A 19085-nucleotide genomic window follows, 5' to 3' on the forward strand; every position below is an offset into this window, starting at 1 on the left:
TTTGTGTACGCTTCATAGTGAGACGCCTCCTCAATATTTTTGGTTTTGTGCTTTCTTTGGTCGGATCAGCACATTGCCATTTTATTGCTTGGCGTCTCTTTTTTCAAAGGTCATTTTTAGCGATTACAGGAATGCTCCTAATATTTAGATAATCAGACTACTGATGGTTCGATATACAATTCACCGCGAGCAAATCTTTCGGCACTAAACATGTTGATAGGAATATCGGTTGACATTCCAAGAACGTTTTGCGCCATAAGCTTACCAACCATAGGGGCAATCATAAAGCCGTGACCGCTAAAACCGGCAGCTGTGTAGAAGCCCTGAATGTTAGCATCCTGTCCCAGAATAGGCGTCCGGTCAGGGCACATATCATAGAGACCGGCCCATTGTCTAATGACATTTAGATTGGCGAGCGGCGGCAGTACCTTGGTAATCCGCTTAGCCATCTCAGTCAGAAACTGCCAGCTTGAGGTGGTATTAAAGGTCTCAGGCTCGTCAGGATGGCCAATACCCATAATAAAGCTGCCGTGAGGTGTTTGCTGGCAATACAGATTATGGTAAAAACACATGACCATGGGAGTTTGCAGGGGTTCAACCGGTTCGGTTACAAGTATTTCATGCCGTTCCGGAAAAATTGGCAACTCGATGCCAGCCATACGGCCAACCGTTTTGGCATAACCGCCTGCCGCATTAATAACAGTGTTGGTGGCAATATCGCCCTTGTCAGTATGAACAGTCTTTACCTTTCCTGCTTCGACAGTTAAGCCGGTGACTTCAGAATAGGTGTAGAACTTAACTCCTAACCGGGCGGCGGCTTTGGCATACAGACTAGTTACTTTGAACGGGTTGGCATGGCCGTCTTTAGGGCAGAAAGTAGCTCCCAGGAGCGCTTCTGTATTCAAATGAGGTACAATTTCTTTGGCCTCTGCTGGTGTTGTCCAGCGGGCTGGGATGTCGAGTGAATTTTGTAGCTTGAGATTTTTCTTGAACTGTTCCACCATTTTTTCAGTATAAGCGAGCAAGAGATAGCCGCCTTGTTTAAATTCGATGTCACCATCGACTTCCAACAGCTCAGGCAAGTTTTCCAGCATTTTGACGCTTTCACGGGACAGCAGGCAATTGGTTTCCGTACCCCACTGCATCCGGACGCCAGCGCCACACCGGCCTGTTGCACCGCTGGCAAGGTACCCGCGTTCTATAACAGCCACTTGCCCGGTACCGGCTTTTGCCAAGTTGTAAGCAATAGCGCAGCCGACAACGCCGCCGCCGATAACAACGACATCAGCCTGTTTAATCATGCTTGCCACCTCCAGCCAGCGCACCTAATGTTATCGGGGCTGTCGGTGGCCGGAAAGTGGGCAAGACAACGTCGCCGGTATTGGTTTTTAAGGTTTTGGCAAGTTCTTGCGCTATTAAGGGTGTGCACGTACGGCCTTGGCAGGGGCCCATGCCACACCGGCACTCGCGTTTGAGTTCTTCCAGGGTGTGTTTGCCCTGTTTGATGAGTTCTTGGATATCTTGGAGTGTAATGTCTTCGCAGCGGCAGATAATGACCGGTTCAGTCATACGTTAGCCCTCCTTCCGTATGGCAATGCCCCGTACGTCCATGGCCAGCGTTTTGGGGACAGTCACCCATACTATTGTTGTTTTGTTTATATTCTGCTGTACCCTTTTCACTTGGGCGGCAGCAACTGGTTCGCCCTTGCGGTTTAAGGCATCCACCGTCTGGCCGGCCTCAGGCAGGGGCAAATATTCGTAAGGCAGTTTAACCAGGCTTTCATCTGTATTGTAAGAGCAATCTACAACAAAAATAGATAACCCCGGACAATGCGCCAGGCAGATGCCGCAACCGTTGCACTTGCTTTCGTCAAGTACAGGCCGTTCATTAATATCTGAGCCGATCGAGATGGCTCCCCGCGGACAGGCATCGACACAGGGGTTGCAGGGAATGTTCTGAAAACATTCAAATATGGCTACCGGGCCGTGACTTAGTCTCTCTGACGCAGGTAGGGCGCTGTTGATATCAGCGGGTGTGGGTACTCCTGTCTGTTCAAGCATTTCATATCACCTCGCATAAGGCTTCGCTAGGTTTATTAACGGTTACTTTGGCAAGGCCAGTGCGTATTTTAGCGCTAATATTGCCGGCTCTGAGGGCAGTTAGTTGGTTTTTGGCCTCGGCATAGTCTTCATACAAAGCGGCTGTTGTCTGGCCCAAACTGGCGGCAGCCGCCAGCCCGGCCAATTTGCCTTCAACCATGGCGGCTGAGGCTTCCTCAACCCCGGCCACATCACCGGCGACATATATATCGGGATGAGTTGTCAAAAGACTGGAATCCCGGAAAGGTACATAGCCGCCTAATTCCGGAACATAGGCCATTTTGCAGCCTGCTTGCCACAATAATTCTGTCAGCGGCGTCAGACCAACAGCCAGACATAGCCCGTCAGCCTGGATGTCTAGTTCTGTACCGGGTATTTGCTGCCAGTTAGTATCAAGCTGGCAGATGGTTGCCCCGGTAAGTGCCGGTGAGCCATAAGCAGCCTTAACGGTATAACTTGTGTAAATAGGGATGCCTGCTCGCCGTATTTTGGCAGCATGCACCAGGTACCCTCCGATCTTAGGGGCTGCTTCGATAATGCCGGCAACCTCAACACCTGCCTGCAGCAGCTGATAAGCGACAATCAAACCAATGTTACCTGCACCCACCATCAGTAAGCGTTTGCCCGGCATAACACCGTAAACGTTCATAAGTGTTTGCACGGCACCGGCACCGTAAACGCCTGGCAGGTCGTTGCCTGGAAAAGCCAGCGTTTTTTCCGATGCCCCTGAAGCAACAATAATTTTTTTGGCGTTAATAGTAACAAAGGTATCCTGACGTTTAACAGTCAATATGCCGTCCTCTTGATAGTAACCCAGCACAGTGGCGTTATTCCAGGCGGTTACATTGGGAATGTCCAGCGCCTGTTTGACCAGTAGCGCGGCTATATCAACTCCCCGCTCGCCGGCATATTCGCTTTTAGAACCGAAAAATTTGTGAGTTTGTTTAATGAGCTGGCCGCCATAATATTCAGCACGCTCAATAAGTAACACACGAGCGCCTAGTTTTCCGGCATGAATGGCTGCCATAAGTCCGGCAGGACCGGCACCGATAATGGCAATATCTATGTTCATGGCAGTTTACCTCTTCCTGTTTGAGTTTCGACAGTCATCCCCGCTTGGAGCGGTTCCACACATACTCGCACGTTAGGCATACCGTCGACGACCATTAAACAGGACGAACAGTTGCCGATAGCGCAGAATAGCCCCCGCGGCCGGTTAAGCTCGTGACTGTGTCTGAGCACTGTAATGCCAGCGGCATGCAGCGCGGCTGCAATAGGCTCACCAGCATAGCCTTCAAGCTGCTGCCCGTTAAAGTTAAAGTGTACTTTGTCCTTTTCAGGAAATGTTAAGATTGGGTGATTGATGATGCGCATAGCTGCACCTCCTTGCTATTCTATTACTGCAAGAAGCATGCCAAAAGCTGATCGCAGAAAAAACGAGATTGCTTCGTCGGTGCTTGCAATGCTAGAGGAGAGATCATTGCGAGCAGGTACGACGAGGCAATCTCGACTTTTCGGTGATTTCTTTATTAAGATAATTAACTTGATTGGGTGTATAAAAAATAGTGAAGATGAATTTTCCGCGTAGAAGCAAGAGTCAGTTTTTAGACGATGATGTCAAATACTTGACGCTGTCTAAAGCAAGATTGAGTTGACGCATTTTATAATATAGCGTACTGCGGGGGATTCCAAGCTTTTTAGCGGCTATTGCTTTGTTGAAGTTGGCCTCCTTAAGTGTCTGTTCAATTAAAGAGCGTTCAAGTGTTGTCAGTTCAGGGATTGTTGACAGCCCAGCAGTATCAGTCGTTTTGCTGTGATGATAACCGGTTTTGAAGTTGGTTGGCAGGCTGCCTGTTGTTAGGGTATCGCTGTCAGCAAGAATAACCAGGCGTTCTAAAATATTATTAAGTTCCCGGACGTTACCCGGCCAGTCATATTCTAAAAACGCGGCCATAAGAGCTGGTTCTACTTTATTAATGGCTGCATTCGGATTGTGAAGGGCGCTAAAATGTTTAAGCCCCCGGTAGACTAGTTCTGGAATATCCTCTCGTCTGGAGCGTAAGGGCGGCAATTGTAATGTGACTACATTGAGTCGATAATACAAATCGTCTCGGAAGTCGCCGCCGGCAATCATATCTTCCAGATCACGGTGTGTCGCCGAAATGATGCGAACGTCTACTTGCACTGGTTTGGCGCCGCCCACCCGGTAAAACTTTTTTTCCTGTAACACTCTAAGCAATTTTACCTGCATTTCTTTAGGCATTTCCCCGATTTCGTCAAGAAAAAGGGTCCCGCCGTCAGCAAGCTCAACTAACCCGGCTTTCCCTTTTCTATCAGCACCGGTGAAGGCTCCAGACTGGTATCCAAACAGCTCGCTCTCAAACAGGCTGGCTGGAATGGCGCCACAGTTAATCTCAACAAACCTACCTTTTCGGCCGCTGGCAATATGTACTGCGCGGGCAAATACTTCTTTACCTGTTCCGCTTTCACCCCGGAGCAACAGTGGTACATTGGTGGCCGCGACCCGTCTGGCCATACCGACGGCTGCTAATATGCCAGCGCTATGACCACTGACACTGGCAAAGGCGTCAGTGCCTGTGCTGATTTTATCAATTTCGTTTTCTAGTGACTGTACCTTGCGACTGGTTCGCGAGAGTTCCTGATTGAGGTTTACAACCTCCGTGATATCACGCTCGGCGCATACACCGCCAACAACCTCGCCAGCCACCAGGATGGGAGCGGCATTAATAAGCACATGGGTATTAGAACAGGGTTTATGATACTGGTCTTTGACAGTAAGCTGCTCGGCAGCCGCTTGTTTTACCAATAGGTTTGTAAAGAAATTATCAATCCGGTTGCCCAAAATTTCTCCAGCCACAATACCATATAGTTTTTCGGCACGCTTATTCCAGACGACAACCTGATTGGCCTTATCAATCACACACACTGATTCACCAACAGTGTCCAAGACAGCCGCCATTTGTGCCTGCTGAAGATAATACTTGGCAAGTAACGCGGCAAATACTAGTTCAGGAGTACTGAGTGCTACCATTTTGCCTTCTGCCTCAAATAGTACAGCCTGTGTTAAAAGTTCGGCAGGCGGGTTGTCAAGCAATAGCGACAACTGGGCAATTGGTTTGATTACAGCATCAAACAAGGCAATATCCCTTGCATAATTCCCGGAGCGTTGTAGTTGGCTGGCGGTAATATAACCCAATTTATCATCAGCCCAGACGATGACGGCGGCCTGCTTATCGCCCCTGATACGAGCGGCAACATCGGCGACAGGTACTAAGGGGTCCAGTAGAATGAGTCTGTTCGCAACAACATCTTCTACGCGTAATAGTTGCACGTAGTACCACCTCCTTATAGGTAAAAAGACGCACTGTCTCCTTAATAAGGAAACAGCAGCGTCTTTGCTGTGTCAGATATTTGACGTTTCTTTTATTATAACGGGCTACTGTAATAATATCAAGAACAAAGATGTCCTTCCATAAAACCTTGAGTTACATAATTGACTATAAAGCAATAATTGCACCTATGCGACCTGTACGGCCGGCTTCGGCACGGTGAGAATAAAAAATTTGAGTGTTGCAGGCAGTACATATGCCACTGACACTTATATTGTTATCTGCTATCCCGATTTCTCTAAGCTGCTGACGATTAGCTTCCCATAGGTTGAACTGCCAGCGGTCACCGCGCGGAGTTACTAGTTCTTCCCATTTGTTAAAGCTTGCACGCAACTTATTTATCACAACTTCATCTACTTCATAGCAACAGGGGCCGATGGATGGGCCAATCCCCACCAGGCAGTCTGCCGGGTTCGTATTATACTGCTGCTGCATGGCAAGTACGGTTTGTTGCCCGATTTTGGCAACCGTACCTTTCCAGCCTGCATGGCTAACGCCAATGGCTTTGCTTACCGGGTCAAGAATTATCACAGGTACACAGTCGGCAAAGAACAGCATAAGCGGTAAGCCCGGCACATTAGTGATGAGGGCATCAGTACCTTTGATCGATTCATGATAATGCCGGGCGCCGCGCCCGGCATCCTGCAAAGTTACTTGTTGTACTACAGCGCCATGTACTTGTTCGGCGGTGACAACTTTTTCTGCCGGCAGTCCCACTGCTTGGCAAAAAGCCTGCCTATTATGCCACGCCGTCTCGGCATCATCGCCAACGTGAAGTCCCAGGTTAAGACTGGCAAAAGGCGCAGTGCTTTGTCCTCCTAATCGTGTTGATATACCATGCTTAATGCCTTTTGCGTAAAAGCTGGCGAATTCTCCATACCAAACGCCGTTCGCGCTGTGTTTTAACACAAATTCTCCCATTGTTAGAACCTCCGTGTAAGAGAGCTTTTCATTATTATAATGATACTCCTATTTTACTTCAAATATATTGCAAACACCTAAATTAAAAAATATTATAATAAATTACTAATACAAAAGACAAGCATATAATAGTAAAAGCCTTGGTACTCTGCTAACTGACCAGAGTGACCAAGGCTTTTTTACCTGCCTATTTCTATGCTTCTTCTACTTTATCTTTCTTGGCGTTAGCAATAATTGATTCAGCAATTCGCGCCGGCACGTCTTCATAGTGTGAGAAGTTCATATCAAATGAGCCGCGCCCCTGCGTAATAGAGCGTAGGTCAATGCTATAGCGGAACAGTTCTGCCAGCGGTACCTGGGCTTTAACCCGGCCTAAGCCGCCGCCGATAGGTTCCATGCCTTGAATGCGACCGCGTTTGGTATTTAAGTCGCCTATTACGTCACCCATATATGACTCGGGTACAAGGACTTCTACTGAATAGATTGGCTCAAGGAGTACTGGTTTGGCCTGCAGCACACCTTTGCGCAGTGCCATGCCGCTGGCGATTTTAAAAGCCATTTCTGAGGAGTCAACTGTGTGATACGAACCGTCAGTCAGGGTGACTTTGACGTCAACCATGGGGTAACCAGCAAGCAGACCGCCGGCTAACGCATCTCTAACCCCTTTTTCAACGGCCGGGATATACTGGCGCGGAACTGAACCGCCAAAGATGGAGTCAACAAATTCGAATTCGGCGCCTGGTGCCAGCGGATCAAGCTGCAGCCAAACATGACCGTATTGGCCGTGGCCGCCGCTCTGTTTTTTGTGTTTGCCTTCGACTTTGGCTGAGCCACGGATGGTTTCGCGGTAAGGCACCTTGGGATTGGCGAGCAGTGTTTCAACGCCAAACTTGCGTTTCATACGCTCGGACATAATATCCAAATGCAGTTCGCCTATACCCGAGATAAGCAATTGATGGGTTTCCACATCTTTGCGGACTTTGAAGGTAGGATCTTCGTCCATGAGGCGGGCTAATGCCTGACCAATCTTATCCTCGTCTCCTTTGTTTTTGGCTTCAATGGTTCTGACAAACATAGGTTTCGGATATGAAATTGGCTCAAACACAATCGGTTTATCTTTATCGCAGAGTGAATCACCAGTGCCTGTTTCCTGCAGTTTAGCCACTACGACAATATCGCCGGCGTGCACTGCAGTAACCGGATCTTGCTGTTTGCCACGCAACGTAAAGATTGTACCGAAACGCTCAGATTTCTCCTTCGTTACGTTATATAACGTGCTATCAGGCTTCATGCTGCCTGAGTAGAGTCGGATATAACTGAGACGACCAACAAAGGGGTCTGCAGTAGTCTTAAATACCATTGCCGAGAAAGGGTCAGCTACGCTTCTTTCCACAGGGTCTTTGGTCACTGGATGATAACCAATAACTGGGCTGATTCCTGGGGCGGGTAGATAGTTGATAATGGAGTCCAGCGCCTGCGGTACACCGATATTTTTGAGAGCTGAGCCACAGAGTACTGGGAAGACTTTAGCTTGCGCAATGGCAGCCAATAACCCGATGCGCACTTCTTCATTACTCAACTCTTCCCCATCAAGATACTTGGTTAAGAGTTCATCATTACCTTCGGCAGCCGCTTCGATAAGCGCCATCCGGGCTTCGTCACACTTATCCACCATATCGGCGGGAATATCAGTTTCGGTGTACTCTTTCCCATTTTTTTGAGGCAAATAGGCTTTCATTTTTAGTACATCGACGATGCCTTTAAAGCTATCTTGAGCCCCAATTGGCAGTTGAACCGGGACAACGCCGTTGCCGAATTTTTCTTTCATACTTTCGACAACACTATAAAAGTCGGCGTTTTCCCGGTCCATTTTATTAACAAATCCTATGCGGGGCAATCCCAATTCAGCGGCGTAATTCCATACTTTTTCAGTTTCCACCTCAACGCCGGAGGCGGCGCACAGCACAATAAGCGCACTGTCGACAGCACGCAAAGCCCCCTTTACCTCAGCTACGAAATCGGCATAGCCAGGAGTATCCACAATATTTATCTTATGATCGCACCATTCACAAGGCGCCAAAGCCGTACTAATAGTGACCTTGCGTTTAATTTCTTCCGGTTCAAAGTCAGTTGTTGCCGAGCCATCATCAACACGTCCTAAACGGTTCACCGCGCCAGAATTAAATAACATGGCTTCTGTCAAGGATGTCTTGCCGGCTCCTCCGTGGGCTACAATTCCAACATTTCTTAACTTGTCGCTCTTGTACTCTTTCATGGCTAGTCCCCTCCTGTTGTGGTGTGTTTAATTTCATTACTGACATCTTACTTTTACAATTCTCTGTTTACTGAAAATATTCCTTCTTTTCTGTCTATTTGTTTAAGTTAAAATGAGCAAAATATCAATGCTTTATTCCATATTTATAAAATTTTTCCAGTAAATATGCAACAGGAAGAAACTTTCTTGGGGCAACCTGTATTAGCTATACATACAAAAAGAGCTATTGCTTAAAAATAGCTCTTTTTGTATGTATAGTCGTATTATACTTTCAGCAACATACGCATCAGTTTACGCAGCGGTCCAGGCAGTGACATGACATAGAAGCGGAAGTTCACCATGCTCGCCCCCTCATTTTAGCTATTATAAATGCTATCGCACTCCTAAGCTATCGATATAGTTTATGCGGGTTGAGCTAAGTTGTGCTATATCTCCCGGATTCTGCAAATTTATTTACAGCCGCTGCAACTGCTGCAGCTTTTGCCTGAACATGAGCCGCCGCTATCGCCGCCGGATCGGCCGTGGCTACTAACCAAAGAAATTACTTTCGTCACCTTGGTGTGGCCGCAAGACGGACATTTGACAGTGCCTTCCCATTGCAACCGGCACAGTTGATCAAAATCTCGTCCGCACTTATTACAGGTAAAGTCATATATTGGCATAATTCATCACCCTCGATACTACTTGCTGTTATCTGTTTCAAACCGGGACAATACGAAACATAAATCAGACAAGCGGTTTAAGCAGATAAGTAGATGTTCGTTTATATGCGCTTCGGCTTCTTGCTCCTTGAGCCTCAAAGTCTGGCGTTCAGCCCTTCTGGTGACAGTGCGCGCCAAATCAAGAGCCGCCGCACCAGGTGTGTCGCCAGGTACGATAAAATTCTTTAAAGGCGGTAGCTGGGCATCAAATTCGTCAATCATTTGTTCAAGCGCAGCCACATGGTCTGCTGTCACATACTGTTGTTCGCCGCCAGCACTTGCCAAATCGGCCATAAACAGCATGAGGAGTTTTTGCAGTTTAAATACTGCTTCTTTTACTTTGGGCTTGGTGCAGTTGGCTCTTGCCAGTCCTAAAGCTGAGTTTATCTCGTCGACACTACCATAGGCTTCTACCCTGGCGCCGGTTTTTTTGACCCGCTCGCCGGTTAAGAGACCGGTCGTGCCTTTGTCACCTGTTTTAGTATATACTTTACTCATTATAATTCCTCCTGCTAGTTATTGAACAAGTTCCTGTTCCGAAAAATAAATGGCAATTTCACGTTGGGCACTGGCCGGGCTATCAGAGCCATGCACAATATTTTGGGACATAACTGTGGCAAAGTCGCCGCGAATGGTTCCTGATGGGGCGTCAACAGGATTGGTAGAGCCCATCATGGTTCGGACTATCTTAACGGCATTCGGACCGGTCAATACCATGGCAACTACTGGGCCGGAAGTAATAAATTCGACAAGCCCCGGGTAAAACGGTTTGCCTGTATGCTCATGGTAATGTTCAGCGGCCATTGCAGGTGTCAACTTGAGCAGCTTAAGCGCGGTCAGCATAAGCCCCTTCCGCTCAAATCGGCTGAGGATTTCGCCGCAGAGTTTTCTCTGGACGGCATCTGGTTTTAGCAATACCAAGGTGCTTTGCGTTATATCCATATAATTACCTCAATTTACATATAATTGTGTGCGTCTTGGGAATAGATAAGAGCCGATTGGCGAATAACTTGGATCTCTTCGTTACTGACCTCACGGATAATCTTGCCGGGTGAACCTACCACAAGCGAGTTCGCCGGGATTTTTTTGTGTTCAGGGATAAGGGTACCTGCACCTATTATACAGTTTTCCCCAATTTCGGCGTAGTTTAAAATAATTGCACCCATACCGATGAGGCAGTTATTGGCTATTGTACACCCATGCAGAATAGCACCATGCCCTACCGTGACATACTCACCAATGGAAGTGGGAAATTCATACCAGACATGAACTGTGCAATTGTCCTGAATATTTGTATACTGGCCAATGGTAATTGGATGAACATCACCGCGGAGCACGGTATTGAACCAGATGCTGGCGTTGGCCCCAATGGAAACGTTACCAATAATTTTAGCCCCCTCAGCAATAAACGTGCTGCTATCTACGTGAGGACTTAGGTTTTTATAAGGAATGAGCTTGCCGGACACGTAAAATCAACTCCCTGTCTTATCAGCTTTACACAAGATAGTATTATATGTAATCTCCTGCAATAAAGCTCATTTATTTTTTCCATACATATCCGGTTATATCCTGCAAAAAAATCCCTCCGAAAGCATTTTTTCAGAGGGATTATTCGTCAGTATTTAATTTAGCGCACTTTTTTTGCCTGTGCTTCCAGCTTAGCCACTCGATCGGCCGTTGACGGATGTGTGCTGAACAGGCTGACAATCATGCCCCCAGCACCGCTGAAAGGGTTAACAATGAACAGATGTGAGGTGGCCGGTGTGGCTTCAGGCATTACCTGATGCTGAGCATAGTACTCAATCTTCTTCAGGGCGCTGGCCAGTGCCAGTGGATTACCCGATACAGTGCCACCTGTTTCATCAGCGATATATTCACGCGAACGCGAAACGCCAAGCTGGATGAGCGTAGCTGCCAGCGGTGCCAGCACTACCAGGAAGACAAACTCAACAATGCCGCCGATACCGCCGCCTTCTTCATCGTCGCCGCGGCCAAAGCCCAGGAAAGCCGTCCATTGCGCAATGTTAGCGATCATGGTGATAACACCGGCCACACTGGCGACAATGGTGCTAATCAGGGTATCTCGATTTTTAATATGAGCCAGTTCGTGGGCGACAACGCCTTCAAGCTCTTCGTAATTGAGCGCACGCATGATACCGGTTGTTACAGCCACAACGCCATGCTCGGGATCACGACCGGTTGCAAAGGCGTTTGGCACTTCGGTATTGATAATATACACCTTAGGCATTGGCATTTTGGCTTTTTGGGCCAGACTGCTCACCATACGGATTAAATCGGGCGCGTCCTGCGGCGTAACCTCTTTGGCGCCGTACATCTTTAGTACAATTTTGTCACTGTACCAATAGCTGGCAAAGTTCATCAGGATTGAAACTACAAACATAAAGGTCATTCCTTTGGTACCGCCAAAAAAGGCACCAACTGCAATCAGTAAACCTGTCAACGCAGCAAGTAAAACAGTAGTCTTAAGCGTGTTCATTAAGACACCTCCATACGTATTTATATCAATAGTAATTGAATATTACCGTCTTAAATAATCCACGCTAGCGAAAGATGACATCGCCCCTCCATTTCACTTATCATATGAGTTAATTATAAGTGATTTACTTATAATTAACAACAGTCATTTAAGCTCGAATTTCCATGCGTTCCTTGATAGCGGTCAACATATTCATACTGTTGTCCCGTACCTTCTTCTTAAGAATGGGATTGAGCAATCCCGCAATCATGGGAATACCAAACTCAAAATCTACCGTTAGTTTTATTTCAGTACCGCCCTCAACTGGTGTCAAAATCCATTCTCCCTCAAACTTCTTGAGGTCGCCTTCGGTCTGCTTATAGCTGATATGCATGTTAGCATCGTTAAAGGTATCAAGCTCAGTCCATTTGATGATCCGTCCGTCCACATTGGATACCCATTTGGTCAGTGTAGTGTTGTTGTTCCGTTCAATCACCTCTACACTAACTAAATCAGCCATGAACTCAGGGTATTTCTCCATGTCCTTCAAAATTGGATAAATTTCGCTGCGGTCAGCGTTAACTGGCAAAGTCACTTCTACATATGGCATACGCTATTTCCTCCTGTCCTATTCTCAATTAATAATTCTTCAAAATTATAGATCTTCCAGCATATCTTGTGCTTTGCCCAGCGCGCCAGCCAGGGCATTGACAACATAGTCAATCTGCTGCTGTTCAATGATAAGCGGCGGCTCGATGCGGATGACCTTAGGATTGTTGAGTGTATAGGCGATAAGCACACCCTTGTCAATCATTTCTGACAGGATTAAACCGCCAATTCCTTCTTTGGTCAGTTCAATACCAATCATGAGACCCTTACCTCTCACTTCCCGGATGACTTCTGGATATGTTTTACTTAATTCAGTCAACTTACCCATAAAGTAGCGGCCGCCCTGGTCGGCTTGTTGAGCAAGGCCCTCTTCCCGGATAACTTCAATGGCGGCGATAGCGGCAGCGCAGGCCAGCGGGTTGCCGCCAAAGGTTGAGGTATGCAAAAACGGGCTAGTAATATATTTATCCCAGATATGAGGCCGTGCAGTAAAAGCGCCGATGGGCATTACTCCTCCGCCCAGCGCTTTGGCGGTTGTCATAATGTCAGGCACCACACCATAGTGCTCAACAGCAAACATCTTGCCGGTACGGCCCAGCCCAGTCTGGACTTCGTCACAAATTAAGAGCGCCCCAACCTTGTCGCACAACTCACGTACGGCCGGTAGATAAGAGTCAGGCGGAACAATAATGCCGCCTTCACCCTGAATAGGTTCGATAATGACGGCCGCCGTATCACTGTCTACGGCCTGGCGCAGGGACTCTATGTCACCGAATGCCACATGGCTGAACCCAGAGAGAAGCGGCTGGAACGGTTCGCGGAACATCTCCCGCCCGGTGGCGCTCAACGCCCCCAGCGTTTTGCCGTGAAACGAATTAATCGTGGCAATGACTTTGCTGCGGCCGGTATGTACTCGAGCCAGCTTAAGGCTGCCCTCTACGGCTTCTGCGCCGCTATTGACAATAAAACTGTACTGCAGATCGCCAGGAGTTATCTCAGCCAGGAGCTCAGCCAGATCGGCCATTGGCTTATTAAATAATACTTTGCTAGAGAGCGGCATCAAATCAAGTTGGCGTTTCACGGCTTCTACCACCTTGGGATGGCGGTGCCCTAGGCTGAATACCCCATAGCCGCCCAGACAGTCGATGTACTCTTTACCTTCAATATCACGGATGACATTGCCCTGGGCCTCCCACTCTATGGTGGACAGCCCCATGAACCGGAATAACTTGGCCATGGCCGGATTAATATATTTTTCATACTTATCAATCGTTTGACTTACCATTTGCTCTTTATCAGACATATAGACCCTCCTATGCAAAATTAGTGCAAGTATTAACAAGCCTAATCATGGTATTATTTTCTATTTATAACAAAAAAATTCCTGCTTTATTCAATAACTCCATTACAAATGCCATTTTTGACTAATAAAAGGGTTTGCCACCGCCAGCCTTGAATATGGGATAACTAAACTAAACCAAGGGACGGTGCACAATGAACGACATATTTGCTGTAATCACTCTTCTTTTACTTATCATTAATGGCGGGTTGCTTCTGCTTCTCCTGATAAAAGTAAATAAGCCCGGACAGACCGACTTAGCACCATTTAAGCAACTGGCCTATAACCAGGAACGCGTAGAGGCCATGCTGCGCGATGAACTGGGCAAAAACAGGCAGGAATTGACTTTTAATACTAAAGTGCTGCGCGAAGAGCTAGCACTGCAACTGCATAGCTTTACTAATGCTAACGACCAGAAATTTAACCGGCTCACTCAGCTGAATGAGCAAAAACTCGATAAACTTCGTGAAACTGTAGAGATGAAACTTATGGCTATTCAGAGTGATAACAGCAAAAAACTTGAAGAAATGCGTGTAACTGTGGATGAAAAACTGCACGCCACCCTGGAAAAACGGCTGGGTGAATCCTTCCAGTTGGTGAGTGAGCGCCTGGAACTGGTGCATAAAGGGCTGGGCGAAATGCAGCAGCTGGCTTCCGGGGTTGGCGACCTTAAGAAGGTGTTATCGAATGTAAAAACGCGCGGAATTTGGGGCGAAATGCAGCTGGCTTCCCTCTTGGAACAAGTTCTGACACCGGAACAGTATGCCGTCAATGTGGCTACCAAGCACGGCAGCCAGGACCGGGTGGAATTTGCCATCAGGCTACCCGGCAAAGACAGTAATGATACGGTCGTTTGGCTGCCCATTGACGCCAAGTTTCCCCAGGAAGATTACCTGCGCCTCTTAGAAGCGCAGGAAATGGCCAATGCTGAGCTGGTAGCTTCGGCTGCCGCCTGCCTGGAGGCTCGGATTCGCCAAGAAGCCAAAACCATCAAAGAAAAATACATCGACCCGCCTAACACCACCGATTTCGCCATTTTGTTTCTACCGGTTGAAGGGCTGTACGCCGAGGTATTGCGTCGCCCCGGTTTATGTGACAGCCTGCAACGCGAGTACCGCATCAACATCACCGGACCGACAACGCTGGCTGCGCTGTTAAATAGCCTGCAAATGGGCTTTAGAACCCTAGCCATTGAAAAGCGGTCCAGTGAGGTCTGGTCACTTCTCGGCGCTGTTAAAACCGAGTTTGGTAAATTCGGCGACGTTCTCACTAAGACCAAGGAGAAACTGGATCAAGCCAGCAAACAACTTGATGCCGCCGCCGTACGCACTAGAGCCATCGAACGCAAACTAAAGGATGTAGAGCAGTTGCCCGCCCCTGAGGCCATTAGCGTGTTAGGACAATATGACGGCGACGAGGCAGAATCATAAAAAAATAAGCACCCAACAGTGGTTGAATGCTTAAATAACTGTGGATGGATTAGTGCTATGGTAAAGCCCCCGCCGCTGCAGGCTATGCCAGCGGCAGGAGCCCAGGCCAATTAGCTGCGAACTTTGGCGTTGCGGGCTTTCATGAGATAGCCGGAAAGAATAACTGCCAGAGTCAGACCGATCTCAAGGAACAGTGCATAATCACTGATATACGGTCCCACCGCCTTGTCGCTGACAATCATTTCGGCGGCGGCGTAGCCCAGGACACCTGCTCCGATGTAGATGATGGCTGGAAAGCGGTCCATGAGTTTCATGAGTAACTGAGCGCCGAACACAACCAGCGGGATGCTAGTGGCAAGACCAACGGTAATTAGGCCGTATTTGCCTGATGGAACCGTCTGAGAGATAGCGGCCAGAGCCAGTACGTTGTCCAGACTCATAATAAGATCGGCAAACAGGATAATTTTGATCGCTTCACGGTAGGAAGTGGCTTCGCCATACTCCCCTTCCTTGCCGTCTTCTCTTAAGAGACTAACGGCAATATATAAGAGCGCCAGACCACCCACGAACTGCAGGTATGGGATATCCAAGAGATATGCGGCCGCAAATGTCAGGATAATTCTTAAGACAACTGCCCCGAGGCTGCCCCACACGATAGCCTTTTGCCGCTGGGCAACAGGCAGGTTTTTGCTAGCTAGTGCAATAATGACGGCATTATCACCGCTTAACACCAGGTTAATTAAAAGTATACTTCCTAAGGCCATGAACCACTCGGGTCCTATTGTGCCAAAAAAATCCATCATTCTTCCTCCCCTATTTCTTCTATTGTATTATTATCACCATGACAACAGACTATAAACTGCAATAAGCAGGTCGATTCGTGCATGTTCCCTCCCCCTTTACAAAATAAAAAAATAAAAAAGACCTCAGGTACGCATAAAATACATACCGAAGGTCTCACTATTGGTAATTTACCAACGATAGCGCCAGATGCCAGCGGGCACCGTATGTTGACGTTATCTAGTAGTTACTCCCCTTACGATCAGGAGTGATATTCAATTAAGTGCATTATAACGGACATTCGGTATGCTGTCAAGGGAGATTTTTACCCGAGCGCGTAGTGTTCGTTGGAATCAATATGCACCCACAGGTGACGAACGGCAAACTCGGCGGCTGTCTCGTTCATGCCTGCTCTTATAGGTTGCAGCAGTCTTTCTTGGGCTTGTTCAAGAGTGGTAACATCACCGCGGACAGTAAAAATCCCGTAGGAAAAATCGTCAATAATTACATGAAAACGTGTTAAGCCAAACTGGTCTCCCTCTCCCCGCCCAGCGAAGAAAATTTTTGCCGGAGATCCTGTTGGGGAATCAATGTCAGATAAAACCAGCATATTTTTTTCCAGCTTAGTCATCGTTTCTCCTCCTTGTTACCTTCGTTGCTTTTATTATACATGGCGAAAAGAGTTCACGCTATTTTAGTAAATAAAGTAAACCAAAAATTTCCATAAACATTAAAATCTTAACATGTTCTGATTACCTATAATACCTTTTTTTGATTGAAAAGCCCTTGAAAGTTCTAATAAGGCAAAATTATGGAATAGGCACAAAACTGGTGATATTTTGCATAATTGCTAGTAATATGCCGTTGTTTACCATTTTTATGTTATAGAATAGTTGATTTTGTTGACTAATTTGGTTATTATTTAAATAGCATTAGCACTCAGTAGTCAAGAGTGCTAATAGAGATTTTACTGATTATATTGGAGGTTTCGTATGGTCCAAGATGCAATTAACAAACAAACAAAAGAATTTCAAGCCGAGACCAAACAACTGCTGGATCTCATGGTTCACTCTATTTACACCAACCGGGAAATCTTTCTGCGTGAGCTTATATCCAATGCCTCAGACGCCATTGACAAAATTAGGTTTGAATCATTAACAAATCACGCTCTACTTGAGGAAAACTCTGATTTTGAAATTTTTATCCTACCTGACGAAACGACTAATACATTGACCATTTCAGATAACGGCATGGGCATGACCTATGACGAAGTTGTTGAGAACATCGGCACAATTGCCAAATCTGGCACCAAAGCCTTTCTTGAGAAAGTAAAAACTGCCGGCTCAGCGGCCGACACCGAACTGATTGGCCAATTTGGTGTTGGTTTCTATTCGGCTTTCATGGTGGCCGAAAAAGTAACGCTTCTCACCCGTGCCCCTGGCCAGACTAATGGTGTTCGCTGGGAGTCTGCCGGCGATGGAACCTACACCATTGAAGAAGCTGAGAAGGAAACACGAGGCACGACTATCATCCTGACACTCAAGGAGGAATACAGATCTTCCGAACACCCTGAGGAGAACTTCCTGAACCGCTACATTTTGCAAAATTTGATAAAGAAATACTCGGACTATATCCGCCACCCTATCAAGATGAACTTTGTCAAAGAAGAAAAGCCGCTCGACGCTGACGGTAAAGTCATTGAAGATGCTGCACCCACCCAGACGGTTGAAGTCCGCACTCTCAACTCTATGGCTCCCCTCTGGACTAAAAGTAAAAACGATATTACCCAGGAAGAATATCATCAGCTATACAAAAACCTTTTTCATGCGTGGGAAGACCCCCTGGAAATAATCCACTCCAAAGTAGAAGGTGCAGTAGAGTACACCAGTCTGCTATTCATTCCTGCTCATGCACCCTTTGATTTTTACCAGCGGGAGTCAACCACAGGCATCAGGCTGTACTCCAAAAACGTCTTCATAATGGACAATTGCCAGGATCTGCTGCCTGAGTACTTACGTTTTGTCCAGGGGCTGGTGGATTCTCCAGACTTCTCCCTCAATATTTCACGGGAGCTGCTACAGCATAGCCAGCAACTAAAACGAGTCGGTAAAAATCTCGAGAAAAGCGTGTTGAAAACACTCGAGAACCTACTGACCAAAGACCGGCCAAAATATGAGAAGTTCTGGCAAGAGTATGGCAAGGCCATCAAAACCGGCGTATATTCTGACTACCAAAGCCGGGACAAGCTGAAAGATTTACTGTTATTCGCCACATCACATGCAACAGAAGAACTAACCAGCCTGGAAGACTACATTAAGCGGATGCCGGAAAACCAAAAAGTGATTTACTATGCCACCGGCAAAGACCGTTCGTCAGTTGAACGTCTGCCGCAAATGGAACTGCTGCGGGAAAAAGGCGTTGAAGTTCTCTACCTCTTTGACCGGGTTGATGAGTTCGCCATTGATGCCCTGCGTGAGTATAAAGAGAAAAAATTCCAGTCAGTCAGCCGCGGCAGCTTAGAGCTTGACGACATTACCTCCCCTGAGACTAAGAAGGACACTGAAGAGTTAACTAAGGAGAACGAACCACTGATTAAAGCCATCAAGGAACAGCTCAGTGGCAAGGTCTCGGACGTTAAAATTAGCAGTCGCCTTAAATCCAGCGCCGTTTGCTTGGTAAGCGACGATACCGGGATTAGCCTTTCTATGGAGCAAATCTTATCAGAGATGAATAAAACAATGTATAAAGCCAACCGGATTCTCGAGCTCAATCCAGAGCACGAAATCTTCGCGGTATTAAAGAAGTTATATCAAGAAACGCCTGACTCTGACGCTTTCAAAGATTATTGTGATTTACTCTATGGCCAAGCTTTGTTGATGGAGGGAATCGCCCCTGAAGACCCAATCAGCTTTGCCAACAAAGTAGCTAGCTTAATGGCCCGCAGCGGTCACTAAACAATTAAGCGCCTATCAGATTTGTCCTGGTAGGCGCTCTCTTATTTCACGATAAAGTGATAGCACAAGTATCCATATCCGGCCGTTTAG

19 protein-coding genes are annotated in these 19085 nt (G+C 47.1%); 2 read left to right on the forward strand and 17 right to left on the reverse strand.

Features of this window, described 5'->3' with window-relative positions; translation table 11 throughout:
- Window positions 1-152: 152 nt before the first annotated feature.
- The 15 genes from VN447_RS04750 to VN447_RS04820 all read right to left on the reverse strand — a co-directional run bounded on the left by VN447_RS04750 (window position 153) and on the right by VN447_RS04820 (window position 13795).
- Entirely contained in the window at window positions 153-1301 is a 1149-nt protein-coding gene (locus tag VN447_RS04750) for an FAD-binding oxidoreductase (protein WP_325523343.1), read from the reverse strand.
- Window positions 1294-1569, reverse strand: a complete 276-nt coding sequence (locus tag VN447_RS04755; RefSeq protein WP_325523345.1) for a (2Fe-2S)-binding protein — start codon at window positions 1567-1569, stop codon at window positions 1294-1296. The genes VN447_RS04750 and VN447_RS04755 overlap by 8 nt, the downstream gene beginning before the upstream one ends.
- Window positions 1570-1572: 3 nt before the next feature.
- Entirely contained in the window at window positions 1573-2061 is a 489-nt protein-coding gene (locus VN447_RS04760) for a 4Fe-4S dicluster domain-containing protein (RefSeq protein ID WP_325523346.1), read from the reverse strand.
- A gap of 1 nt (window position 2062) precedes the next feature.
- Complete coding sequence (locus VN447_RS04765) at window positions 2063-3172, reverse strand: NAD(P)/FAD-dependent oxidoreductase (protein WP_325523347.1); 1110 nt, start codon at window positions 3170-3172, stop codon at window positions 2063-2065.
- Window positions 3169-3474: a (2Fe-2S)-binding protein gene (locus VN447_RS04770; protein WP_325523349.1), complete on the reverse strand. Its 306-nt coding sequence runs from the start codon at window positions 3472-3474 to the stop codon at window positions 3169-3171. Before VN447_RS04770 ends, VN447_RS04765 begins: the two co-directional genes overlap by 4 nt.
- A 223-nt stretch (window positions 3475-3697) precedes the next feature.
- Window positions 3698-5452: a sigma-54 interaction domain-containing protein gene (locus tag VN447_RS04775; protein WP_325523350.1), complete on the reverse strand. Its 1755-nt coding sequence runs from the start codon at window positions 5450-5452 to the stop codon at window positions 3698-3700.
- Window positions 5453-5618: 166 nt separating this feature from the next.
- Complete coding sequence (gene pgeF / locus VN447_RS04780) at window positions 5619-6431, reverse strand: peptidoglycan editing factor PgeF (protein ID WP_325523352.1); 813 nt, start codon at window positions 6429-6431, stop codon at window positions 5619-5621.
- A 193-nt stretch (window positions 6432-6624) separates the two neighbouring features.
- Complete coding sequence (gene fusA, locus VN447_RS04785; RefSeq protein WP_325523354.1) at window positions 6625-8706, reverse strand: elongation factor G; 2082 nt, start codon at window positions 8704-8706, stop codon at window positions 6625-6627.
- A gap of 449 nt (window positions 8707-9155) precedes the next feature.
- The gene (locus tag VN447_RS04790) at window positions 9156-9368 is read right to left on the reverse strand and encodes a zinc ribbon domain-containing protein (protein ID WP_325523356.1); all 213 of its coding nucleotides are present in this window, start codon (window positions 9366-9368) and stop codon (window positions 9156-9158) included.
- 18 nt (window positions 9369-9386) lie between these two features.
- Complete coding sequence (locus tag VN447_RS04795) at window positions 9387-9905, reverse strand: cob(I)yrinic acid a,c-diamide adenosyltransferase (protein WP_325523358.1); 519 nt, start codon at window positions 9903-9905, stop codon at window positions 9387-9389.
- A gap of 18 nt (window positions 9906-9923) precedes the next feature.
- On the reverse strand, window positions 9924-10349 hold the full coding sequence (gene ndk / locus VN447_RS04800) for a nucleoside-diphosphate kinase (RefSeq protein ID WP_325523360.1): 426 nt from the start codon (window positions 10347-10349) through the stop codon (window positions 9924-9926).
- Window positions 10350-10363: 14 nt separating this feature from the next.
- Window positions 10364-10873: a gamma carbonic anhydrase family protein gene (locus tag VN447_RS04805; RefSeq protein WP_325523362.1), complete on the reverse strand. Its 510-nt coding sequence runs from the start codon at window positions 10871-10873 to the stop codon at window positions 10364-10366.
- Between the two features lie 161 nt (window positions 10874-11034).
- A complete protein-coding gene (gene htpX / locus VN447_RS04810) occupies window positions 11035-11904 on the reverse strand; it encodes a zinc metalloprotease HtpX (RefSeq protein ID WP_325523364.1) in 870 nt (289 codons plus the stop codon).
- A gap of 148 nt (window positions 11905-12052) precedes the next feature.
- Window positions 12053-12493, reverse strand: coding sequence for a type II toxin-antitoxin system RatA family toxin (locus VN447_RS04815; protein WP_325523366.1), 441 nt, complete (start codon window positions 12491-12493; stop codon window positions 12053-12055).
- Between the two features lie 45 nt (window positions 12494-12538).
- Window positions 12539-13795, reverse strand: a complete 1257-nt coding sequence (locus tag VN447_RS04820; RefSeq protein WP_325523368.1) for an acetylornithine/succinylornithine family transaminase — start codon at window positions 13793-13795, stop codon at window positions 12539-12541.
- Between the two features lie 191 nt (window positions 13796-13986).
- Here VN447_RS04820 and VN447_RS04825 point away from each other — a divergent pair, with 191 nt between their 5' ends.
- On the forward strand, window positions 13987-15261 hold the full coding sequence (locus VN447_RS04825; protein ID WP_325523370.1) for a DNA recombination protein RmuC: 1275 nt from the start codon (window positions 13987-13989) through the stop codon (window positions 15259-15261).
- 110 nt (window positions 15262-15371) lie between these two features.
- On the opposite strand, the gene VN447_RS04830 is transcribed toward VN447_RS04825, so the two are convergent.
- Entirely contained in the window at window positions 15372-16064 is a 693-nt protein-coding gene (locus VN447_RS04830) for a TerC family protein (RefSeq protein WP_325523372.1), read from the reverse strand.
- Window positions 16065-16366: 302 nt separating this feature from the next.
- The gene (locus tag VN447_RS04835) at window positions 16367-16672 is read right to left on the reverse strand and encodes a hypothetical protein (RefSeq protein WP_325523374.1); all 306 of its coding nucleotides are present in this window, start codon (window positions 16670-16672) and stop codon (window positions 16367-16369) included.
- Between the two features lie 361 nt (window positions 16673-17033).
- On the opposite strand from VN447_RS04835, the gene htpG reads away from it, so the two are divergent.
- Entirely contained in the window at window positions 17034-18995 is a 1962-nt protein-coding gene (htpG, locus tag VN447_RS04840) for a molecular chaperone HtpG (RefSeq protein ID WP_325523376.1), read from the forward strand.
- The last annotated feature ends 90 nt before the right edge of the window (window positions 18996-19085 follow it).

It is taken from the genome of Sporomusa sp. (genome assembly GCF_035561155.1).
Classification (GTDB): Bacteria; Bacillota; Negativicutes; order Sporomusales; family Sporomusaceae; genus Sporomusa.